This is a genomic window from Mycobacterium sp. 852014-52450_SCH5900713 (assembly GCF_001667075.1).
In the GTDB taxonomy this organism is placed as follows: Bacteria; Actinomycetota; Actinomycetes; order Mycobacteriales; family Mycobacteriaceae; genus Mycobacterium.
On the sequence record NZ_LZIL01000051.1, the window covers coordinates 53,298 to 73,439 of the forward strand.

The 20,142-nt window shown below is 67.6% G+C and carries 23 protein-coding genes; 6 read left to right on the top strand and 17 right to left on the bottom strand.

All coding sequences use genetic code 11. The features are described 5' to 3' along the window. The first annotated feature begins 12 nt into the window (after positions 1-12). Positions 13-855 (top strand): thioesterase family protein, encoded by an 843-nt coding sequence (locus A5773_RS15895; protein WP_067791601.1) that lies wholly within the window; start codon positions 13-15, stop codon positions 853-855. Between the two features lie 22 nt (positions 856-877). Continuing rightward, positions 878-1,417, top strand: a complete 540-nt coding sequence (locus A5773_RS15900; RefSeq protein WP_067791538.1) for a TetR/AcrR family transcriptional regulator — start codon at positions 878-880, stop codon at positions 1,415-1,417. Here the strand turns inward: A5773_RS15900 and A5773_RS15905 are convergent, their stop codons facing one another. The 8 genes from A5773_RS15905 to A5773_RS15940 form a co-directional block, all read right to left on the bottom strand. Next, complete coding sequence (locus A5773_RS15905) at positions 1,418-1,768, bottom strand: hypothetical protein (RefSeq protein WP_067262040.1); 351 nt, start codon at positions 1,766-1,768, stop codon at positions 1,418-1,420. It lies immediately after the preceding gene. A 34-nt stretch (positions 1,769-1,802) separates the two neighbouring features. Continuing rightward, positions 1,803-3,143 (bottom strand): FAD-binding oxidoreductase, encoded by a 1,341-nt coding sequence (locus tag A5773_RS15910; protein ID WP_067791540.1) that lies wholly within the window; start codon positions 3,141-3,143, stop codon positions 1,803-1,805. Between the two features lie 18 nt (positions 3,144-3,161). Further along, positions 3,162-3,755 carry a DNA-3-methyladenine glycosylase I gene (locus A5773_RS15915; protein WP_066949518.1) on the bottom strand — a complete coding sequence of 198 codons (594 nt, stop codon included), beginning with the start codon at positions 3,753-3,755 and terminating at the stop codon, positions 3,162-3,164. An 18-nt stretch (positions 3,756-3,773) separates the two neighbouring features. Next, entirely contained in the window at positions 3,774-4,718 is a 945-nt protein-coding gene (locus A5773_RS15920) for an aldo/keto reductase (RefSeq protein ID WP_067262044.1), read from the bottom strand. Continuing rightward, complete coding sequence (locus A5773_RS15925) at positions 4,705-5,457, bottom strand: cysteine hydrolase (RefSeq protein ID WP_197507884.1); 753 nt, start codon at positions 5,455-5,457, stop codon at positions 4,705-4,707. The genes A5773_RS15920 and A5773_RS15925 overlap by 14 nt, the downstream gene beginning before the upstream one ends. 100 nt (positions 5,458-5,557) lie before the next feature. Further along, positions 5,558-6,148: a TetR/AcrR family transcriptional regulator gene (locus tag A5773_RS15930; RefSeq protein ID WP_067791543.1), complete on the bottom strand. Its 591-nt coding sequence runs from the start codon at positions 6,146-6,148 to the stop codon at positions 5,558-5,560. 62 nt (positions 6,149-6,210) lie between these two features. Beyond that, positions 6,211-6,951, bottom strand: a complete 741-nt coding sequence (locus A5773_RS15935) for a glucose 1-dehydrogenase (protein ID WP_066949409.1) — start codon at positions 6,949-6,951, stop codon at positions 6,211-6,213. Positions 6,952-6,967: 16 nt separating this feature from the next. Further along, complete coding sequence (locus A5773_RS15940) at positions 6,968-8,068, bottom strand: diacylglycerol kinase (protein ID WP_067791545.1); 1,101 nt, start codon at positions 8,066-8,068, stop codon at positions 6,968-6,970. A 110-nt stretch (positions 8,069-8,178) separates the two neighbouring features. On the opposite strand from A5773_RS15940, the gene A5773_RS15945 reads away from it, so the two are divergent. Next, on the top strand, positions 8,179-9,072 hold the full coding sequence (locus A5773_RS15945) for an alpha/beta hydrolase (protein ID WP_067791547.1): 894 nt from the start codon (positions 8,179-8,181) through the stop codon (positions 9,070-9,072). A gap of 50 nt (positions 9,073-9,122) precedes the next feature. Here A5773_RS15945 and A5773_RS15950 read toward each other — a convergent pair whose 3' ends face one another. After that, positions 9,123-9,746, bottom strand: a complete 624-nt coding sequence (locus A5773_RS15950; protein ID WP_067791549.1) for a TetR/AcrR family transcriptional regulator — start codon at positions 9,744-9,746, stop codon at positions 9,123-9,125. Between the two features lie 164 nt (positions 9,747-9,910). Here A5773_RS15950 and A5773_RS26085 point away from each other — a divergent pair, with 164 nt between their 5' ends. Then, on the top strand, positions 9,911-10,036 hold the full coding sequence (locus A5773_RS26085; protein WP_007167223.1) for a hypothetical protein: 126 nt from the start codon (positions 9,911-9,913) through the stop codon (positions 10,034-10,036). A 14-nt stretch (positions 10,037-10,050) separates the two neighbouring features. Here A5773_RS26085 and A5773_RS15955 read toward each other — a convergent pair whose 3' ends face one another. From A5773_RS15955 to A5773_RS15970, 4 genes are all read right to left on the bottom strand, one after another. Further along, positions 10,051-11,478 (bottom strand): NAD(P)(+) transhydrogenase (Re/Si-specific) subunit beta, encoded by a 1,428-nt coding sequence (locus A5773_RS15955; protein WP_067791552.1) that lies wholly within the window; start codon positions 11,476-11,478, stop codon positions 10,051-10,053. Then, positions 11,475-11,804, bottom strand: a complete 330-nt coding sequence (locus A5773_RS15960; RefSeq protein WP_066949393.1) for an NAD(P) transhydrogenase subunit alpha — start codon at positions 11,802-11,804, stop codon at positions 11,475-11,477. Before A5773_RS15960 ends, A5773_RS15955 begins: the two co-directional genes overlap by 4 nt. A gap of 2 nt (positions 11,805-11,806) precedes the next feature. Further along, positions 11,807-12,901, bottom strand: a complete 1,095-nt coding sequence (locus A5773_RS15965) for a Re/Si-specific NAD(P)(+) transhydrogenase subunit alpha (protein ID WP_067791554.1) — start codon at positions 12,899-12,901, stop codon at positions 11,807-11,809. A gap of 228 nt (positions 12,902-13,129) precedes the next feature. Continuing rightward, on the bottom strand, positions 13,130-13,591 hold the full coding sequence (locus A5773_RS15970; protein WP_066949383.1) for a nuclear transport factor 2 family protein: 462 nt from the start codon (positions 13,589-13,591) through the stop codon (positions 13,130-13,132). 121 nt (positions 13,592-13,712) lie between these two features. On the opposite strand from A5773_RS15970, the gene A5773_RS15975 reads away from it, so the two are divergent. Continuing rightward, a complete protein-coding gene (locus A5773_RS15975) occupies positions 13,713-14,933 on the top strand; it encodes an acyl-CoA dehydrogenase family protein (RefSeq protein WP_066949515.1) in 1,221 nt (406 codons plus the stop codon). Then, complete coding sequence (locus tag A5773_RS15980) at positions 14,926-15,747, top strand: tyrosine-protein phosphatase (protein WP_066949380.1); 822 nt, start codon at positions 14,926-14,928, stop codon at positions 15,745-15,747. Before A5773_RS15975 ends, A5773_RS15980 begins: the two co-directional genes overlap by 8 nt. A gap of 29 nt (positions 15,748-15,776) precedes the next feature. Here the strand turns inward: A5773_RS15980 and A5773_RS15985 are convergent, their stop codons facing one another. From A5773_RS15985 to A5773_RS16000, 4 genes are all read right to left on the bottom strand, one after another. Beyond that, complete coding sequence (locus A5773_RS15985) at positions 15,777-16,637, bottom strand: SDR family oxidoreductase (protein ID WP_067791556.1); 861 nt, start codon at positions 16,635-16,637, stop codon at positions 15,777-15,779. Positions 16,638-16,691: 54 nt separating this feature from the next. Then, entirely contained in the window at positions 16,692-18,119 is a 1,428-nt protein-coding gene (locus A5773_RS15990; protein ID WP_066949375.1) for an aldehyde dehydrogenase family protein, read from the bottom strand. A 131-nt stretch (positions 18,120-18,250) separates the two neighbouring features. Further along, positions 18,251-19,177: a class I SAM-dependent methyltransferase gene (locus A5773_RS15995; RefSeq protein ID WP_066949372.1), complete on the bottom strand. Its 927-nt coding sequence runs from the start codon at positions 19,175-19,177 to the stop codon at positions 18,251-18,253. Further along, a complete protein-coding gene (locus A5773_RS16000; RefSeq protein ID WP_156744856.1) occupies positions 19,177-20,109 on the bottom strand; it encodes a class I SAM-dependent methyltransferase in 933 nt (310 codons plus the stop codon). The genes A5773_RS15995 and A5773_RS16000 overlap by 1 nt, the downstream gene beginning before the upstream one ends. Between the last annotated feature and the right edge of the window lie 33 nt (positions 20,110-20,142).

A 20,142-nucleotide genomic window follows, 5' to 3' on the forward strand; every position in this document is an offset into this window, starting at 1 on the left:
CGAGAGGTGACGATGACCGACTCCTACTACGAGCTCATCGACGGCGCGGATACGTGGGGCGAAAAGTTCCGCGCCACCGACCTGGCGCGCGGCACCTGGTCGTCCGCGATACAGCACGGCGGGCCAGTGTCGGCCCTGCTGGTGCGGGCGCTGGAGCGGTGCGAACAACGCGACGACACCCGACTGTCCCGCGTCGTCATCGACTTGCTGGGCGGGGTGCCGGCCGAGGGCGACCTGTGGGTCAGCTCGCGGGTTCAGCGCGGCGGGAAGCAGATCGAACTCGTCAGCGCGGAGATGCTGGCACCCGGTCCCGACGGCGAACCCCGGCCGGTGGCGCGCGCCAGCGGATGGCGGTTGCAAACCCTGGACACCCGGGCGGTAGCCCACGCCGCCGCGCCGATGCCCGGGCCGCGCAGCGAGGCCCGCAACCGCAACCTCAAGGCGCGGGACTGGGACCGCAACTACGTGCACAGCCTCGACTGGCTGTGGCTGACGGAACCGCTCAGCGAGGGCCCGGGCGAATCGTGGATCCACCCGACGGTGGACCTGGTCACCGGCGAGACGATGACGCCGCTGGAGCGCCTCTTCGCGGTGGCCGACTGCGCCAACGGCATCGGCAGCAAGCTGGACATCACCCGGTGGACGTTCCTCAACACCGACCTGGCCGTGCACGTGTTCCGGGTCCCCGACGGTGAGTGGATCGGCATTCGCGCCGAGACCAGCTACGGCCCGGACGGCATCGGGACCACGATCGGCACGCTGTTCGACGAGCGCGGCGCGGTCGGCGCCATCCAGCAATCGGTACTGGTGCGCCCGCGCCCGGGCATGTCCGACCGGGAAGCGAAATCACCGTGAACAACTTCGTAGAGTTGCAGATATGAGCAGTCCGGCCCAGACCGCAGAGCCTGACACCTCGACGCGTCAGCGCATCCTCGACGCCACCGCCGAGGTGCTCGGCCGCAACGGCAAAACCAAGCTCAGCCTGTCCGACGTCGCCGCCCAGGCCGGGGTTTCCCGCCCGACGCTCTACCGCTGGTTCGCGTCCAAAGAGGAACTGCTGTCGGCCTTTTCGAGCTACGAGCGCCAGATCTTCGAGAGCGGCCTGGTTCGGGCCACGGCCGGCCTGAAGGGGGTCGACAAGCTCGACGCCGTGTTGCGGTTCATCGTCGAGTACCAGCACTCGTACTCCGGGGTGCGCATGGTCGATGTCGAGCCCGAGCACACCATCGCCCAGTTCTCCGGGGTCATCCCGCAGATGCGCGAGGGCTTGCAGCGCCACCTGCCCGGTCCCAACGCCGCGGTGAAGGCGGCAACCGTCATCCGGATCGCGATCTCGCACTACATCGTCCCCAGCGACGACGCCGACCAGTTCCTGGCGCAGCTGCGGCACGCGGTCGGGATCAAGAGCAGCTCCTGATCAGTCGAGCTGCACCTCGACCTTGACGCGGCCCTTCTCATCGCGGCTGGCGACGGCGTGGCCGGTGTGGTCGGCGCCGTCGAAGTTGAGCAGCGTGATCGGACCGCCTTCGCCGAGAAAGTTTCGCCACCATGTCTTGCTATCGGGCGACATGACGTTGATGACGATGCCGTCGCCGGAGCGGCGGTACCCGACCGGGGTCTGGATCGTCTTACCCGAACGCCTGCCGACGTAGCGAATCTTGATCAGCCCGCGTCGTACCAGTGGTCCGACGACGGGCGCGTCGATCATGCCATTGAACAAATTGTTGACGATGCCGACGATGGGCGTGCCGAAGATCCCGGATGCCATGAAGCCCAGCGTATCTCAGACGGCGCAAGAACGATCAGTCGAACAGCACCGCCGCGTTGACGTAGCCGGTCGGGTCCAGCGCGGCTTTGATCGTTCGCATCGCCGCGATGTCCGCCGGTTCGCGTGACATGCCGAGGTAGTGGCGCTTGCGCGTGCCGACACCGTGTTCGGAGCTGACGTTGCCGCCGGATCGCGCGATGAGTTCCATCATCGGCCCGTACAGCGCGTTCTCCCGCTCGGCCGGGCAGCGCAGCACGTTGAGATGCAGGTTGCCCTCGCCGATGTGGCCGAACAGCACGGGCAGCGCCTCCGGCGCGTGGACCCCGACCAGATCGACTGCCTCCCTGGCGAATTCGTCGATCGACGACAGTGGCAAGGAGACGTCGAACTTCAGCGGCGGACCGTATACGCCGAGCACCTCAACGAGCGATTCGCGCACCTGCCACAACCGCTGCTGCGCAGCGACATCCACCCCGACCGCGGGCTCGGAGGACATCCGCGCGCCGTCGAGCAGGTCGGCGAGCCGCTCGGTCTGGTCGTGGTCGGCGGCCAACTCCACCAGCAGTAGCCAGTCGCCGTCGACCGGTGCGCCCACCCCGAGGTGCTCGCCGGTCAGCGCGGCGGCCCGGCCGTCGATCAGTTCCAGCGCGGCGATGCCGTCGGTGTCCCGGAACGTCCGGCCGGCTTCGACCAGCGCCGCCAGGTCGTCGAACCCGCAGATCACGGTCACCCGCCGCGCCGGGGTGGGGTGCAGGCGCAGCTCCAGCGAAGTGATCACACCGAGGGTGCCCTCGGCACCGACGAACAGCGCCGACAGGTCGTAGCCGGTGTTGTCCCGGCGCACGCGGCTGTGGCGGCGCACCAGCGAGCCGTCGGGCAGCGCCACCTCCAAGCCGACAACCTGTTCGCCCATGTTGCCGTAGCGGACCGTGCGCAGTCCGCCGGCGTTCGTCGAGGCCATCCCCCCGACGGTCGCCGTATCCCGGGCGGCCAGGTCGACGCCGAACAGCAGGCCCGCGGCCCCCGCGGCCCGTTGCACCGCCGCCAGCGTCGCGCCCGCGGCCGCCCGGAGGCGGCGCTCGACGGTGTCGACATGGTCGATCGCATGCAACCGCTCGGTGGACAGCAGCACGTCGTCGTGCTCGGGAACGGTGCCGGCCACCAGCGAGGTGCGGCCGCCCTGCACCGTCACGTGCGCCCCGGCGTCCCGGCACACCCGCAGCACCTCGGCGACCTGTTCGGCCGATCCCGGGCGCACCAGCGCACTGGCCCGGCCCCGATAGCGGCCGGTGTGGTCGACGCTGCGGCCCGCGAGCACGTCGGGATCGGTGACCACGTGGGTCGATCCCACCACCTCGGCCAGGCTACGTAGCATGCTCGCGGTTATAGCACCTCACGCCGCTGCCCGAAAACAGCCCTCGAAATGACCGTTTTCAATCCCGACAGTCTGCATGAACGAGTGGGCGACCACAGGCCCGACCATTCGAAAACCCTTATCTCGCAATGCTCTTGACAGCTGGCGTGACTCCGGACTGACCATTCGACCATCGCCGAAGGTTCGGAGCCGATGGTGCCTGCGGGGTTGATGTTGCCACGCCAGTTGCGACAACGAGTGTTTCGATAACAGGCGGGCATTGTGCAGCGTGGCTTCGATCTTGCGTCGATTGCGAATGATCGATGTGTCCGTCATCAACCCCTCGACGTCTTCGGGCGTCATTTCTCCGACCGCCGCGGGGTTGAATCCGAGGAACGCCTCGCGCAGGTTGTCCCGCTTGTCGAAAACGGTCGTCCACGACAGGCCGTTTTCAAAATAGGTCAGCACCAGCGCTTCGAAGAGCAAGGCCTCGTCGCGTGTCGCTGTCCCCCACTCGTGATCGTGATACGCGGTCAGATCGCGACCCGTTTGGGTGGCCCACCGGCAGCGGGTGACGCCGTCGGGGCCGGATATCACGCTGGCAAGGTGGGTCGGAACGCCGATGCCAGCCATCGCCCTCACTCCACGACCCTAGCCCCGGGGCACCTCGGCGAATCCCGGCTCGCCCGCGTCCACAACGGAGTTGAACCGGATCCGAGTGTCGAGACGTTCGCTGATCTCTTGCACGGCGCTGTCGGGAAGCACTGTGACATCGAAGTTCTCGCGGATGCGTGCCGGTGACACGGATGCGGTGAGAACCGCGCTGCCGCGCTGGATGCCCCAGGCCAGGAGCACTTGCGCGGGCGTCTTGCCGAGCCGCCGAGCGATCGATACGACGAGAGGGTCATCGAGCAGCCGCGGTTCCAGTGCGTGACCGAGGGAGGCGAAGGCCAACAGGATGATGCCGTCGGTCTCGCGCATTTGGTGAAGTGCCCATTGGGGGTGATACGGGTGCGACTCGACTTCGACGACCGCCGGCTTGATGCGGGCCGTCTTCAGGATCTCTCGGGTGCCTTCGGCGTCGATGTCGGAGAGGCCTATTGCCCGCGTAAGGCCCTCGTCGACAAGGGCTTCCATCGCCGCCCAGGTTTGCGCCAACGTGACCCCGTCGTCGTAGACGACGGCCCCATGGATGTCCCGGGGGTCTTGGTCGTCCCCGGGCCGGAACGCGAAGGGGGTGTGCACGAGATACAGATCGACCGCGTCCAGCCCCAGCCTGTCCAGGCTGGCCCGCAGGGCGGGCTTCACCCGTTCCGGGCGATGGTTGTTGTTCCACAGCTTCGTGGTCACGAACAATTCCTCGCGTCGGACCGTTCGTTGCGCGAACAGCTCTTTGAGCGCCGCGCCGACCTCGGCTTCGTTGCGATACCGCTCGGCGGCGTCGAGGTGACGAAACCCCGCTTGGACCGCGGTCTTGACGGCATCACGCGTCTTGGTGTTGTCGGACAGCGAGGTGCCGAACCCGAGCGCCGGGATCGCGCCGCTCCCGTCGTTCAGGGCGAACCTGCGTTGACTGAGACTTTCATTCGGTGCCATGGCTTTCGGACTCCTTTGTTTTCGACGGATCGGCCGGCTTGGTCAGCAGGGCGACGGCTTCGGATGTGGTCCAGACCGCGCTGGCGAGGAAGCGGAAATTGATCAGGGCGGCGAGGTAGCCATCGCATTCGGCCAGGCGCGGGCCCGCCGTGGCGTCCTTGACGACGGCGACCTCGAAACCCTGCTCGATGAGCTCGCGCAGGTGGCCTTCGACGCACAGGTTGGCGGCCATCCCCGCGAGCACGACCTGGCTGACGCCGCGCTTGCGCAACTGAAGCACCAGGTCGTTCGACTCCGGGCCGACGATCTTGTGGGGTGAGGCGATAACGGTCTGGCCGTCGTGGATGTGCTGGCGGTACGCCGGCAGGAAGTCGGCTCCGGAGCCGACGAATCCATCTGCCGCGTAAGCGCTTTGGCGCTCGAACATGCCGACGGAGTCCATGAATTTCTCCAGCGGATCACCAAACCGCCACTGCTTGTCGGTGGGAAAGAAGTAGTGCGGTGACACCGCGACGGTGATGCCCGCCCGCTTCGCGGCGTCGAGCAGCTCGCCGATATGGGCGACGACGTCGTTGGCCCGGACACCGTCGCCGAAGACCGGCCACCCGGCGCCCGCCGGACTCAGGAAATCGACCTGCGGATCGGTGAGGACCAGCGCGGCGCGATCGAGGTCGAGCACGAAGCCGGAATCCGGCAGCTCGGGCAGGTGCGGGTCGGCGTCGCTGCTCGGCTCTGGCATCACACACATCCTCGTCTTCGGAACCGGTAAGGTCCGATGTTAGATGACCAGTCGTCTATTTAACAAGCCGGGCCCGTGAACCATTCCGCCGCCGACCGCATCAGTGCAGTAGCGCCGGGACCGTGGTCGCCTCGAACCGGTCGTACGGGGCCCTACTGCGGGTCACCTTCCCGCGCAGGGCCGCGCCTTCCCACGCCTCGATCAGCTGGGAGGCGAGCTCGGGAGCCGGCAGGTCGCGCCGGACGCCGCCGGAACGCCGCTGCCCGGACTGCACACACTCGGTGAGGGCCGCGCCCCAGCGGTCGAGAATGCGCACCAGTTCGGCGCGCACCGGTTCGCTCGAACCGCCCATTTCGAGCGACAGATTGCCGATCAAGCAGCCAAGCATGAAGTCGCCGGCCTCGTGCTCGTCGGCAAGAGCATGGAAGAAGCGGGTGATCCGGTCCGGTGCCGGCCCGGCTTCGCCGAGGATCGGCAGCAGGCGCGCTTCGATGTCGGCCCAGTAATGCTCGAGGATCGCCGCCGCGAACGCTTCCTTGCTCGCGAAATACGCGTAGAACGACCCTTTCGGGACGCCCGCCGCGTCGGTGATGTCTTTGACGCCGCTCGCGGAAAATCCGCGCGAGTGGACGAGTTCGAGCCCCGCGCTAAGCAGGAGGCGGCGCACCTCGGGATTCGGCGGACGCGGCATCCCTCGATGGTAGCCGACCGGTCACTTACCTTTACGGGTCTGCTTCGGACCGGCCCCGAACGCTAGAACTCCTTGTGATTCACGTCGGTGATCAGGCCACCGTCCATCACGAACTCGCTGCCGGTGGAGTAGGACGACTCGTCGCTGGCCAGGAAAAGCACGAACGTCGCGACTTCCCGAACCTCGCCCGGACGCCCAAGCGGGATCGTCACCATGTCCTCGGGCAGGTGGGCGGTCATCGGGGTGCGGATAAACCCCGGATGCACCGAGTTCACCCGAATGTTGTGCGGCGCCAGCTCCAATGCCGCCGACTTCGCCAGGCCGCGCACGCCCCACTTGGACGCGACGTAGGGGTGCACCATGGGCGCGCCGCGCAGGCCCTCGATCGAGGACACGTTGATGATCGAGCCGCCCCCGGCGGCGATCATCGGCTCGACCGCAACCCGCATGCCCAAGAACGTCCCGGTCAGGTTGACGTCAATCACCTTCTGCCACTTGGCCAGATCGAAACTCTTCAGCGGGCCGAGCGCGACGGTGCCGGCGTTGTTGACCAGCACGTTGAGCTTGCCGAATTCGCCGATCGCCGTGGCGACGGCGGCGTCCCACTGGTCGGGCTGGGTGACGTCGAGGTGCACGTAGCGCGCAGAGTCGCCGATCTCGTCGGCCAACGCCTTGCCCTGATCGTCCAGGATGTCGCCGATCACGACCTTGGCGCCTTCGGACACCAGCAGGCGCGCATCTTCGGCTCCCATACCGCCGGCGCCCCCGCTGATCAGCGCAACCTTGCCGTCTACCCGTCCCACAGGGACTCCTTTCGATTTAGGTGCTTACCAAAGTGCTTGGTGCGTAAAGGCCTTTGCCGGTGACCAACGGCAGGTCAAGCGTGGTCCGGATGCCCGGCGGGGCGGCGATGACGGCGGGGATGGCGTTGACGACGCGGCCCGCGGCGCCGGCGATCGCGGCGTGGTTGTGGTCGCCCTTGCGGCTGCTCGGGATGATGTCGACGGCATACGACGGCTCGCCGGTGATCTCGACGCGGTACGAGCCGTCGCCCGCAGCGGGCTGAGGCAGGTCCGGCCGCAGGTCCGGCCGCAGCCGGGTGACGTGCTCGATGACGATGGCGGGGTGGCCCTTGACCATGCCGCGGATCTCGAACTGCAGCACCGCCACGGTGCCCTTGGCCACCCGGCCGACCGCGATATCGAAATCCTCCGGTGCCGGCTCGCGCTGGTAGGACTCCGTGATCTCGTCGACCTCGATGCCGAGGCCGGCCGCCAGCTGACGGATCGCGGTTCCCCAGGCGATGCTGAGGATGCCCGGCTGCAGCAGCATCGGGATCTCCTCCATGGGCTTGGCGAATCCCATGTAGTCCATGACCTCGGTCCCGTTGTACGACGCGTAGTCGTGGATCTCCATGCAGCGCACCTGCTCGATGCGCTGACAGGTACCGGCGAGCGCGAACGGTAGCAGATCGTTGGCGAATCCGGGGTCGACGCCGCTGATGAAGATGCTCGAATTACCTTGCTTGGCAGCGTCTTCGACGCGGCCGATGTACTTGTCGGGCATCACGCCCCACGGGTATTGCAGCAGCCCCGGCGAGGATCCGACGACGTTGACACCGGCCGCCAAGATGCGCATGACGTCGGCCATCGCGTCGGGCAGGCGGGTGTCGCCCATGGCGCAGTACACGACGCACTCGGGCTTGGTGGCCAACAGGGCGTCGAGGTCGGAGACGGCGGTGACACCCGTGACGACGCCGGCCTCGAGGCCCACGCCGCACAGCTCGCCGGCGTCCTTGCCCACCTTCTCCGGGTTGGACACGCACACGCCCGTCAACTCGAATTGCGGGTTGGTGATCAGCTCGGCCAGGGCTAACCCTCCGACGTTTCCGGTACCGACGTGCGCGACGCGGATCGCCATGAGAGTCTCCGTCCTTTGAGCGCTCAAAACTTTTCTAGACACTAGTCCACAAAATTTGTGGCGCATACCGGCGGACTGGCCGTCGGCTGCTCGGGCAGAATGACTCGCTGATGGCACAACGCGAAGACGTCCAATTCCCCTCCGGTGGCGATTTGATCAGCGCCTGGCTCTATCGGCCGGCTGGCGGCGGCCCCCCACCGTTGTTGGTCATGGCGCACGGCCTGGGCGGGGTCCGCAGCATGCGGCTCGACGCCTACGCCGAGCGATTCAGCGCGGCCGGTTACGCCTGCCTGGTGTTCGACTATCGCAATTTCGGCGACAGCGAGGGCAGGCCGCGCCAGGTGCTCGATGTCGGGCTGCAGCTCGCCGACTGGGCCGCGGCGGTCGCCTACGCCCGCACCGTCCCGGGAATCGATCCCAAGCGAATCGCGTTGTGGGGCACCTCTTTTGCCGGCGGGCACGTGATGGCTACGGCGGCCCGGCTGCCGGGAATCGCCGCGGCGGTCGTCCAATGCCCCTTCACCGACGGCCTCGCGTCGGCGCGCACCATCAGCAACCCCTTGGTCTTCGCGCGGGTCGGCCTCCTAGCGGCACGCGACCTGGTGGCCGCCCGGCTGCGCAAGCCCCCGGTCATGGTGCCGACGGTCGGAATGCCGGGGGACGTCGCCTTGATGACCACCCCCGACGCGTACCCCGGCTACCTCAGGCTCGTGCCCGTGGGTGAGGAGCTGACCAACGAGGTGGCGGCCCGCATTGCGTTGACGATCATGGCCTACCGTCCCGGCCGCGACGCCGCGAAGATCCCCTGCCCGATCCTGTTCTGCGTGTGCGAAGCCGACTCGGTGGCTCCGGCGGCGGCGACGCTGCGCTACGCGGCCAAGGCCCCGCGCGGTGAGGTCAAGCTTTATCCCGAAGGCCATTTCGCGATCTATGTCGACGAGGCGTTCGAGCGTGTCGTCGCCGACCAGCTCGCCTTCCTCGACAAGCACCTGAAGGGCGACTAGGGGCGATCGCGAGCGCGGCGTAGTCGGGCGAAGCGGGTCGCCCCATTGGGCTAGGGCCCGAGCGGGGAACTCGTGCGGATCGCCTCGTCGCGGATCAATCCGCGCAGCAGCGCGGTGCTGAACTCGGCGGCGATCTCCTTGGCGCTGCGGCGTCCACTGGGCCGCAACCACCGGTAGGCGCCCAGCGTCATGCCGATGTACCCGAGCGCCAGCACGTGGGAGTCGCACGGGTAGAACTCCCCGCTGGCGATCCCCCGGTCGATGAGGCCGTGCACGTGCTCGTAGACCTGGGTTTCCTTCTCCCGCACCGCGGCGACCTGCTCTTCGGTGAACCACTCGGTGATATACGGCTGCTCCTGGAAGTACACGGCCGCGCCCTCGGGATTGGCAGCGATCTGGTCGAGCAGGCGCACGGTGTACTGGTACAACGCCTCTCGCGCGGTCATCGAGGGATCGTCGTGGACGGCGGCCAGGGTGCGCTCGGCGGCCTGCTGGTAGATGTCGTAGAGGATCAGAGACTTGCTGGCGTAGTAGTGGTAGACCGTCGCCTTGTTCAGGCCGATCACGTTGGCGACGTCATCCATCCGGGTGCCGTGGTAGCCGCGGGCGGCGAACAGCTTGGTGGCGACAGCCAGCAGCTCTTCACGTCGCGTGCGTCCGTTCTCGGATGGCATCTGCCCTCGCTATCGTCACTGCCGGGCGGGACCTTCGGGTGCCGGGCAAGGCCAATTATCAATCAACTGGTTGGACAGTTTAGGCAAACGCCAGGTGTCGCCCCGACGAGGATGGGACTAGACTCGCTTTCGAAAGCTCAAGTCGCGACTGGAGGGGTGGCCTCATGGATCCGAGCCCGGACTACGACGCTAGCGACGAAATCGAGTTCTTCTTCCGCTACGTGCCCTGGGGGCTGCGCGGCGTCGTCGACGGCAACGGCTACCCGCCGCCCGCCTACCCGCCGGTCTAGGCCGCTTGGCGCCTCTAGAGCGCCTTCAGTTCCTCGGCGACCTCGGTCACCGATTTCTTCGCGTCCCCGAACAGCATCGTCGTCCCGTCGGCGTAGAACAGCGGGTTGTCGATGCCCGCGAACCCGGAGTTCATCGACCGCTTGAGCACGATGACTGACTTGGCCCTGTCCACGTTCAGGATGGGCATGCCGTAGATCGGGCTGGATTGCTCGTTGCGGGCCGCCGGGTTGGTGACGTCGTTGGCGCCGATGACGATCGCGACGTCGGTGCGGGCGAACTCGTCGTTGATGTCGTCCATGTCCTTCATGGCGTCGTAGTCGACCTCGGCCTCGGCCAGCAGCACGTTCATGTGCCCGGGCATGCGCCCCGCGACCGGGTGAATCGCGTACTTCACCGGCACGCCCTTGTCCTCGAGCAGGCTGGCCATGTCCTTGACGGCGTGCTGGGCCTGCGCGACCGCCAGCCCGTAGCCGGGAACCACGATCACCTGGTTGGCGTACGCCATCTGGATCGCGGCGTCGGCCGCCGAGGTCGCCTTGACGTGCTTGTCGCCGCCGTCCCCTCCGGCGCCCGGGGCCACGCCCCCACCGCCGAAGCCACCGGCGACGATCGCCGGGATGGAACGGTTCATGGCCTTGGCCATCAGGTTGGTCAGGATCGAACCGGACGCGCCGACGATCATGCCGGCCACGATCATCGCGGTGTTGTTGAGCGCCAGGCCGGCCGCCGCGGCCGAGAGGCCGGTCATGGCATTGAGCAGCGAGATGACCACCGGCATGTCGGCGCCACCGATCGGCAGCACCACCATCAGGCCGAGCACCCCCGCGGCGGCCAGCAGGCCGACCATCCACCACAGCGGCACCCCGCCGGTGCCGGGGTGCGCGCCCAAGCCGATGACCACCGCGGCGGCGGCCGCCGCCGTCAGCAGCAGCAGGTTGATCGGTTGCTGAACCCTGCCGAAGCCGATCGGAGAGCCGGAGATGATCTCCTGCAGTTTGCCGAAGGCGATGATCGATCCCCAGAACGAGATCGACCCGATGATCGCGGCGAACAGCGACGCGACCACGATGTGCACGGTCGGCGACTCCCCGTGCTGGAAGGCCGAAAAGCCTTTGGTCTCAATGAATTCCGCTAGCGCGATGAGCGCGACCGTGCCGCCGCCGACGCCGTTGAAGAACGCGACCAGCTGCGGCATGGCGGTCATCTTGGTCAGCCGCGCCGGCGGCACACCGAGCACGACACCCACGACCAGGCCGGCGATGATGAGCACCCACGACTCGGTGTGCCGGATCTTGATCAGGGTCGCCGTCACCGCCAGAGCCATGCCGACCGCGGCGATCAGGTTGCCCCGCACCGCCGTCTTCGGGCCGGTCAGGCCCATCAGGCCGTAGATGAAGAGGGCGAACGAAATGATGTAGAGAACGGTGACCAGGTAGTTCATTTCGCCGCCAGATCTTCGGTCTTCACCGGCGCGGCCTTCTTCTTGCCCTTGAACATGCCCAGCATCCGGTCGGTGACGATGAAGCCGCCGATCACGTTGAGCGTCCCGAACACCACCGCGACGAACAGGATGATCTGCACCGCCAGCGACGGATGCTCAACCTCGCCGAAGACCACCAGAGCGCCGAGCACCACGATGCCGTGAATGGCGTTCGTTCCCGACATCAGCGGCGTGTGCAGCGTGTTGGGCACCTTTGAAATGACCGCGAACCCGACGAACCCGGACAGCACCAGGATCGCCAGGTTGGCCAACAGCTCGTCATACATATCTAGGAGTCCTCACTCGCCCGGGTAACGCAGGCCGCCGCGACGACCTCGTCGTCGAAGTCGGGGGCCAGCTTGCCGTCTTTGATCAACAGGTCCAGGAGCGCCGTGATGTTCTTGCTGTAGAGCTCGCTGGCGTGCTCGGGCATGGTTGCCGGCAGGTTCAGCGGAGAGGCGATGGTGACGTCGTGCTTCACGACCGTCTGCCCCGGCTCGGTCAGTTCGCAGTTGCCACCGGTTTCCCCCGCCAGGTCGATCACCACGCTGCCGGGCTTCATCGACTCCACCGCCGCGGCGGTCACCAGCCGGGGTGCGGGGCGCCCCGGAACCAACGCGGTGGTGATCACCACGTCGAACCCGGCGATCGCCTTCTCCAGGGATTTCTGCTGCTGGGCGCGCTCTTCTTCGGTGAGCTCGCGGGCATACCCGCCCTCACCGGCCGCGTCTATACCGAGATCCAGCCACTGCGCCCCCACCGAACGGACCTGATCGGCCACCTCCGGGCGCACGTCGTACCCGGAGGTGCGCCCGCCCAGCCGTTTGGCCGTCGCCAGCGCCTGCAGTCCGGCCACCCCGACGCCGAGCACCAGCACGCTGGCCGGCTTCACGGTGCCCGCCGCGGTCGTCAGCATCGGAAAGAACCGGGTCGACTCGGACGCCGCCAGCAGCACGGCCTTGTAGCCGGCCACGTTGGCCTGCGACGACAGCGCATCCATGACCTGGGCGCGCGAGATGCGCGGGATCGCCTCGAGCGCGAACGCCTGCACTCCGGCCTCGGTGAGAGCGCCGATCGAGTTGTCGGTGTTGCGCGGTGCCAGGAAACCGATCAGGGTCTGCCCGCGGCGCAACTTGGCGACCTCTTCTTTGGTCGGCGGCGCCACCTTGACGACGATGTCGGCAGCCCAGGCGTCACCGATGCTGGCGCCGACCTCGGTGTAGAGCTGGTCCGGAAGCAAAGCACCCTCGCCCGCACCCGACTCGACCACTACCGCCACACCGCCGCTGATCAGCGACGCCACCGCCTTGGGTACCAGTGCGACCCGTCGTTCATCGGCCCCGGACTCGGCGACCACCCCTACCGTCGTCTGCGCATCTGTCATGGCGCGTACATCTGCTTTCCCGCACTTTCCTGCCGTTTGATGTGCCGCTGGCTGGCCGCACGCTTCGCTACCTTAACGCCTGCCGGATTTCGCCCCGGACGTGCGATCGACCGGGGCGGGCTACCGCCGGCGCGGCAGACGGGCTCCCGTCGATGGTTCGTTACCCGAGGCGCGCGCAGTAGCGGCCGCGGCGTTGTGGACCCACAAGACAACGTTGTGGCCGGTTCGCTACCAGAGCGGGATGTCCTGCCCGCGCTCGGCCACCGGGCGGGGCCCGAAGTAGCGGCGTTCGGACTCGTCGATCCGCACGTCGTTGATGCTGGCCTCGCGGCGCGCCATCAACCCCGACGGCGAGAACTCCCACAGCTCGTTGCCGTAGCTGCGAAACCACTGGCCGCTCGCGTCGCGACACTCATACTGAAACCGCACGGCGATGCGGTTGCCGTGGAAGTCCCACAAGCTTTTCCGCAACGCGTAGTCGAGCTCGCGCTGCCACTTGCGGGTCAGGAACCCCACAATCGCGTCGCGGCCCACGACATGTTCGTCGCGATTGCGCCACTGCGAGTCGGGCGTGTAAGCCAGGCTGACGCGGTGCGGATCGCAGGTGTTCCACGCGTCCTCGGCGGCCTGCACCTTCTTTAGGGCAGTCTCAGAGGTGAACGGCGGGAACGGCGGACGGGATTCGGTCATGGCGCCATGTCTACCGCGAGCAGAACACAAAATCGCGCTAATCCGCACGCCGACAGGTGACGTTGCGTCTGCTCGTGGCGCCGCTAGACACGTGTCCTATGGTGGCGGCATGGACTTCGCGATGTCGGCCAAAGGCAACGATTACCACAAGCGATTGACCGACTTCATGACCGAGTACGTCTTCCCGGCCGAGGCCGAATACGACAAGTACCGGGACGAGGCCGGCCCGAACGATCACACGGTCCCGCCGATCATCGAGGAGCTGAAGACCAAGGCCAAGGAGCGCGGCCTGTGGAACCTGTTCCTGCCGGCCGAGTCGGGCCTGACCAACCTGGAATACGCGCCGCTGGCCGAGATCACCGGCTGGAGCCTCGAGATCGCCCCCGAGGCGCTCAACTGCGCGGCGCCGGACACCGGAAACATGGAGACCCTGCACCTGTTCGCGACCGAGGAGCAACGCAAGCAATGGCTGGAGCCGTTGCTCAACGGTGAGATCCGCAGCGGCTTTTCGATGACCGAGCCGGCTGTCGCCAGCAGCGACGCCCGCAACATCGAGACCTCCATCGTGCGCGACGGTGGCGACTACGTGATCAATGGCCGCAAGTGGTGGACCTCCGGGGCGTCCGACCCGCGCTGCAAGATCCTCATCGTGATGGGCCGCACCAACCCCGAGGCGGCAAGCCACCAGCAGCAGTCCATGGTGCTGGTGCCGATCGATACGCCGGGCGTGACGGTGGTCCGCTCCACCACGGTCTTCGGTTTCCAGGACCAGCCTGGACACTGCGAGATCATCTACGACAACGTCCGGGTGCCCGCCACCAACCTGCTCGGCGAGGAGGGCGGGGGCTTCGCGATCGCGCAGGCCCGGCTGGGGCCGGGCCGCATCCACCACTGCATGCGTGCGCTGGGCGGTTCCGAACGGGCGCTGGCCCTGATGGTGGACCGGGCGCAGAACCGGGTGGCGTTCGGCCGTCCGCTGGCCGAGCAGGGCGTGGTGCGGGAGGCAATTGCCAAGTCCCGCAACGAGATCGACCAGGCGCGGCTGTTGTGCGAAAAGGCGGCGTGGACCATCGACCAGCACGGGAACAAGGCCGCCCACACGTTGGTCTCGCAGATCAAGGCGGTCGCGCCGCAGGTGGCGTGCAACGTCATCGACCGAGCGATTCAGGTGCATGGGGCCGCGGGGGTCAGCGAGGACACGGTGCTCGCCCGCATGTACGCCTGGCACCGGGCGATGCGGCTCTTCGACGGCCCCGACGAGGTACACATGCGGACCATCGCGCGCGCCGAGCTCGGCCGGGAGAAGTCTCCGCTCGCCGCGGCGGTCACCGCACATGAGTAAGGCCGCCCTCCGGGAGTTGCCCGGCGCGTGGAACTTTCGCGATGTCGCCGACGGCGCCGGGGCGCTGCGGCCGGGCCGGCTGTTTCGGTCCAGCGAGCTGAGCCGCCTCGACGACGACGGCCGGGCGACGCTGCTCGGACTGGGCATCACCGACGTCGCCGACCTACGGGCGGCGCGGGAGGTGGCCCGCCGCGGGCCCGGCCGCGTGCCCGACGGTGTCGACGTTCACCTGCTTCCGTTCCCGGACCTCGCCGACGACGCCGGTGAGGGCGACGAAGCCCCCCATGAACATGCGTTCCGGCAGCTGATGACCAACGGCGATCCCGACGAGTCCATCAACGACACGGCCGCCCGCTACATGGTCGACGAGTACCGGCAGTTCCCCACCCGCAACGGCGCCCAGCGGGCGCTGCACCGCGTCGTCACGCTGCTGGCCGCGGGGCGGCCCGTCCTCACGCACTGCTTCGCGGGCAAGGACCGCACCGGCTTCGTGGTGGCGACGGTGCTGGAGACTGTCGGCATCGATCGCGACACCATCGTCGCCGACTACCTGCGCAGCAATGACGCCGTCGCGGAGCTGCGGGTCCGCATCTCCGAGATGATTGAGCAGCGCTCGGAAGCCGAACTCACGCCGGAGGTCAGGACCTTCACCGAAGCCCGGCTATCCGACGGTGTTCTCGGCGTGCGGCCCGAGTACCTGGCCGCCGCGCGCCAGACCATCGACGAGCAATTCGGTTCGCTGGACGCCTATCTGAGCGACGCGGGCATCACCGAGGCCGACGTGGATCGACTACGTCAGGCGCTGCTGGCCTGACTCGAACCACGCGGCCACGGCGCTGACCGTTACAGCTTGAAGTTGGCTTGTTTGGCCGCGGACAGGTCGTCGATCTGCGACCAGTGCGAGGCGACATCCTCGACCGTCGGTGGCTTGTCGAAGTTGGCGCCCTCGTTCTGGAACAGGGCCACCCGCTGCACCTTGCCTCCACCGACGACGAAAACCGAAGCGGTGTTGGAGTTTTCCTCGGTGCACAGGTAGGCCACCACCGGCGCCACATACTCGGGCGTCAGCTTCTCGAGCACCTCCTTGGGGAGGATGTCCTCGGTCATCCGGGTCGCCGCGATCGGCGCGACGGCATTGGCGTGGATGTTGTACTTCGCCCCCTCCTGCGCCAGCGTGTTGATCATGCCGACCAGGCCGAGTTTGGCCGCGCCGTAGTTGGTCTGCCCGAAGTTGCCGAACAGGCCGCTGGTGGAGGTGGCGACGACGATCCTCCCGTAACTCTGCTCCCGGAAATGCGGCCAGGCGGCGCGCAGCACGTTGTACCCGCCGTAGAGGTGCACCTTGAGCACAGCGTCCCAGTTCTCGAACGTCATCTTGTGGAAGGTGCCGTCGCGCAGGATCCCGGCGTTGCTCACCACGCCGTGCACGGCGCCGAACTCGTCGAGCGCCGTCTTGATGATGTTCGCGGCGCCCTCGGGCTCGGCGACGCTATCGTAGTTGGCGACCGCCCGGCCACCCGCATCCTTGATCTCGTCGACGACGTGATCGGCCATGTTGTGGCCGGCCCCCGTGCCGTCACGGGATCCACCGAGGTCGTTGACGACGACGCTGGCCCCCTCGCGGGCCAGGGTCAGGGCGTATTCACGGCCCAGCCCCCCGCCAGCTCCGGTGACGACGATGACGCGATCCTGCACTCCGGGCATCAGGTTCCTCTCTAAGGTGAAAACTACGTCCTAGCAAGCGAATTCGGACAGTGGTCAGAACATCCTGCGGGCCATCTTGAAGGCCCGCGCCGTGTACGGCGGGTAGATGAAGCTGGACAGGTCGGGCCGGGTCGGCTTGGTCAGCACCGACTTGCGGTGACTGAACTCCTCGAAGCCGTAGCGGCCGTGATAGGCGCCCATGCCCGATGCGCCGACACCGCCGAACGGCAGCTTGGCCGTCGACACCTGGAAGGCGAGGTGGTTGACCAGCATGCCGCCCGCCGACACCTCCTTGATCACCCGCTCGCGGGTCTCGCGCGTCTTGGTGAACAGGTAGGCGGACAACGGCTTAGGCCGCGAGTTGATGAAACGTATTGCGTCATCAAGGGATTGGACGGTGATCACCGGCAGTACCGGTCCGAAGATTTCGTTCTGCATCAACGGCCCGTCCGGATCGGGGTCGACAACGACCGCGGGCTGGATGCGCAGGCTCGACGGGTCGCATTTGCCGCCGACGACGACCTGGCCGTCCCCGCCGGCCAGATAGCCGCTGATCCGGTCGAACTGACGCTGGTTGACGATCCGCATTCCGTTGGGCTTGTCCGACGTGAACTTCGTGATGGCCGCGCCGATCTTGCTCACCAGCTCATCGCGAATCTTGGCGTCCGCCAACACGTAGTCGGGGGCGACACACGTCTGGCCGGCGTTCAGCAGCTTCATCCAGGCGATCCGCTTGGCCGCCACGTCCACGTCGGCGTCAGCCGCCACGATCACGGGGCTCTTGCCGCCGAGCTCCAGCGTGCAGGGGGTCAGATGCGGGGCGGCGCCTTCGTAGACCTTGCGACCGATCTCGGTGCCGCCGGTGAACAGCAGGCGGTCCAGGCCCTGCGCGATGAGTTCCTGGCTGACCGAACCGTCGCCCTCGACCACCGCGATCGCGTCGCTGTCGAGGTATTTGGGCACCAGGTCCGCCATCAGGTGCGCGGACGCCGAGGCGATCTCCGAGGGCTTGAGGATGACGGCGTTACCCGCGGCGATCGCGCCGACCGCCGGGCCCAGCGTCAGATAGAACGGGTAGTTCCACGCGCCGATGATCAGCACGGTGCCGTAGGGCTCGTATTCGATCCAACCGCGGCCGGGGAGCTGCGCCGCCTCGAGCAGCTGGTATTTGCGACGCGTCCACTTGCGCACCCGCTTGGCGGCGTACTTCGCTTCGCCGGCCGTGGTTGCGATGTCGGCGATGAACGCCTCGAACGGGCTGCGGTCGAGATCCGCGGCGAGAGCATCCGCGATCGCCGCTTCGTTCTCTTCCATCAGCTTGGCCAGCTGCAACAACTGCCGTTTGCGCCACTCCACGTCGCGGGTGCGCCCGCTGGCGAAGGTCTTGCGCAGCCGCGCGACGGTCGCGGGGATGTTCGCCGGCTGAGGTGTGGGCGCGCCGTTGGCGGCGGATGTCGTGGGTGTAACCGATTCGGTGGTCATCGTTGTCCTTCCCCTGCTTCGGTCATCCCGATGCGCCCGCTGCTCGTCGCACGAGCGCTCATGGGTGATAACCGCGATCCTAACCATCCGGTTGGGAGAGCAGTAGAAAGGATCTGATCCGGCGAACGGGCTCAGGGTTTGGACGCCGCCACGAAACTGTTCGCGAACGGCCGGTCCTCCGGTTGCGGCGCGCGGCCCAGCCGCTGGCCCTCGTCGCGCGCGCTCACCGTGCGCGTGGTCCAGCCGTGCGCGGCGAACCACTCGGCGCAGTCGGGCCGGCCCTCGTCGGAGAACCAGAGGTCGAAGGGGTTGAACGAGGTGTCTTGGCCGCGCGCTTCGCGCTTGGCCCGCAGTTCCTGCCACCTCTGCTCGGCCTCGCGGCGCTTCTCCTCGTCGACTCCGAAGTTCTCCACCGCCACCCGGCTGCCCGGTCCGCTCAGCGCATCGATGGAGGCGAACAGCGCCTCCTGCGCCGCCGCGGGCAGGAATGGCAGCAGCCCCTCGGCCAGCCACGCCGTCGGCCGGCTAGCGTCAAAACCGGCCTCGCGCAATGCCTTTGGCCAGTCGTGGCGCAGGTCGACGGGCACGGCCCGGCGGTCGGCGGTGGGCTCGGCGCCGTGGCTCGCCAGCGTCTCGGTCTTGTACTCGAGCACCTTGGGTAGATCGATCTCGTACACCACGGTGCCGGCCGGCCAGTCCAGGCGGTAGGCACGCGAATCCAATCCGGCGGCCACAAGCACGACCTGCCGGATACCCGCCGCCACGGCGTCGGCGAAGTACGCATCGAAGAAGTGGGTGCGCACCGCCTGGTAGTTGATCATGTGGTTGGGGTCCGGGGCGTCGCCACCGGAGTCGTCGTCCGGCTCGCCCGCCCACCAGGCCGCCACCTGCTCGCGGACTCCGGCCAGCTCGGGTGTGGAGACCAGCGGCTCGGCGAACTGGTCGCGGATGAGCGGTGAGTCGCTGGCGGTCTCGGCGGCGCGGGCCAGGGCGACCATCACCGCGGTGGCGCCGACGCTGGTGGCGATGTCCCAGGAGTCGTCCAGCGAGCGCGGCATTACAGCCGCTCGGCGATGACGAAGTCGGAGAAGGCGTCCTTGTCGTCGGCCAGCGGGACGTTCTCGATCCAGCGGCCCAGCCGGCGCATCTCGTCCGTCGAGCGCTGCGCCTGAGCACGCCAACCGTGGTTGTTGAGCCATTCGGCGACGTTCGCGCGGTGCTCGTCGCGGTACATCAGCTCGCCGACGTCGACGGTCTCTTCGATGCCCAGTTCGTCGGCGACCTTCCTGAACCGCTCGCGCATCTGCTGCCGGCGCTCGTCGGCGTGCGCGGGCGCGGTTTCCGCCGAGACCCGGCTTCCGGCCGGGCTCAGTTCGCCGATCTGGGTGAACAACCGGTCCTGCGCCTCGGCCGGCAGGTACATCAGCAGGCCCTCGGCCAGCCAGGCGGTCCTCGCCGACGGGTCGAAGCCGGCGTCGCGCAGCGCGGCCGGCCAGTCCTGCCGCAGGTCGATGGCCACCGCGCGGCGCTCGGCCGACGGCGTCACGCCGTTTTCCGCCAGCGTCGCGGACTTGTAGTCCAAGACCTGGGGCTGGTCGATCTCGTACACCACCGTGCCGGCCGGCCAGTCGAGGCGGTACGCGCGGGAATCCAGGCCGGACGCCAGGATTACCACCTGCCGGATTCCGGCGGCGACGGCGTCTTTGAAGTAGGTGTCGAAGAAGTGGGTGCGCACCGCCTGATAGCCGCGCATGTGCTCGAGCTGCGCCGCGGAGTCGGCGTCGAGGGATTCGATCTTGGCCGCGACATCCGGGTCGAGCATGTGCTCCCACAAGACCCCGGCACCGGCGTTGGTGACCAGAAGTTTGGCGTACGGGTCGCGGATGAGGGCGTCCGCCCGTTCGGTCTCGACGGCCCGGGCGGCGGCGACCATTACCGCGGTACTGCCGACGCTGGTCTTGATGTCCCAGGTGTCGTCGTGGGTGCGCAGTGAGCTCATTGAATTGCTCCTTGATCCTCGGGC

Coding starts and splice junctions, on each gene's coding strand:
- A5773_RS15920 (WP_067262044.1), bottom strand. CDS start 4,718: ATGGCACCGAATGAAAGTCTCAGTCAACGCAGGTTCGCCCTGAACGAC.
- A5773_RS15925 (WP_197507884.1), bottom strand. CDS start 5,457: ATGCCAGAGCCGAGCAGCGACGCCGACCCGCACCTGCCCGAGCTGCCG.
- A5773_RS26085 (WP_007167223.1), top strand. CDS start 9,911: ATGGATCCGAGCCCGGACTACGACGCTAGCGACGAAATCGAGTTCTTC.
- A5773_RS15970 (WP_066949383.1), bottom strand. CDS start 13,591: ATGACCGAATCCCGTCCGCCGTTCCCGCCGTTCACCTCTGAGACTGCC.
- A5773_RS15945 (WP_067791547.1), top strand. CDS start 8,179: ATGGCACAACGCGAAGACGTCCAATTCCCCTCCGGTGGCGATTTGATC.
- A5773_RS15930 (WP_067791543.1), bottom strand. CDS start 6,148: ATGCCGCGTCCGCCGAATCCCGAGGTGCGCCGCCTCCTGCTTAGCGCG.
- A5773_RS15965 (WP_067791554.1), bottom strand. CDS start 12,901: ATGACAGATGCGCAGACGACGGTAGGGGTGGTCGCCGAGTCCGGGGCC.
- A5773_RS15905 (WP_067262040.1), bottom strand. CDS start 1,768: ATGGCATCCGGGATCTTCGGCACGCCCATCGTCGGCATCGTCAACAAT.
- A5773_RS15975 (WP_066949515.1), top strand. CDS start 13,713: ATGTCGGCCAAAGGCAACGATTACCACAAGCGATTGACCGACTTCATG.
- A5773_RS15900 (WP_067791538.1), top strand. CDS start 878: ATGAGCAGTCCGGCCCAGACCGCAGAGCCTGACACCTCGACGCGTCAG.
- A5773_RS15985 (WP_067791556.1), bottom strand. CDS start 16,637: ATGCCCGGAGTGCAGGATCGCGTCATCGTCGTCACCGGAGCTGGCGGG.
- A5773_RS15895 (WP_067791601.1), top strand. CDS start 13: ATGACCGACTCCTACTACGAGCTCATCGACGGCGCGGATACGTGGGGC.
- A5773_RS15940 (WP_067791545.1), bottom strand. CDS start 8,068: ATGGCGATCCGCGTCGCGCACGTCGGTACCGGAAACGTCGGAGGGTTA.
- A5773_RS15960 (WP_066949393.1), bottom strand. CDS start 11,804: ATGTATGACGAGCTGTTGGCCAACCTGGCGATCCTGGTGCTGTCCGGG.
- A5773_RS15990 (WP_066949375.1), bottom strand. CDS start 18,119: ATGACCACCGAATCGGTTACACCCACGACATCCGCCGCCAACGGCGCG.
- A5773_RS15995 (WP_066949372.1), bottom strand. CDS start 19,177: ATGCCGCGCTCGCTGGACGACTCCTGGGACATCGCCACCAGCGTCGGC.
- A5773_RS15910 (WP_067791540.1), bottom strand. CDS start 3,143: ATGCTACGTAGCCTGGCCGAGGTGGTGGGATCGACCCACGTGGTCACC.
- A5773_RS15980 (WP_066949380.1), top strand. CDS start 14,926: ATGAGTAAGGCCGCCCTCCGGGAGTTGCCCGGCGCGTGGAACTTTCGC.
- A5773_RS15955 (WP_067791552.1), bottom strand. CDS start 11,478: ATGAACTACCTGGTCACCGTTCTCTACATCATTTCGTTCGCCCTCTTC.
- A5773_RS15915 (WP_066949518.1), bottom strand. CDS start 3,755: ATGGCTGGCATCGGCGTTCCGACCCACCTTGCCAGCGTGATATCCGGC.
- A5773_RS15950 (WP_067791549.1), bottom strand. CDS start 9,746: ATGCCATCCGAGAACGGACGCACGCGACGTGAAGAGCTGCTGGCTGTC.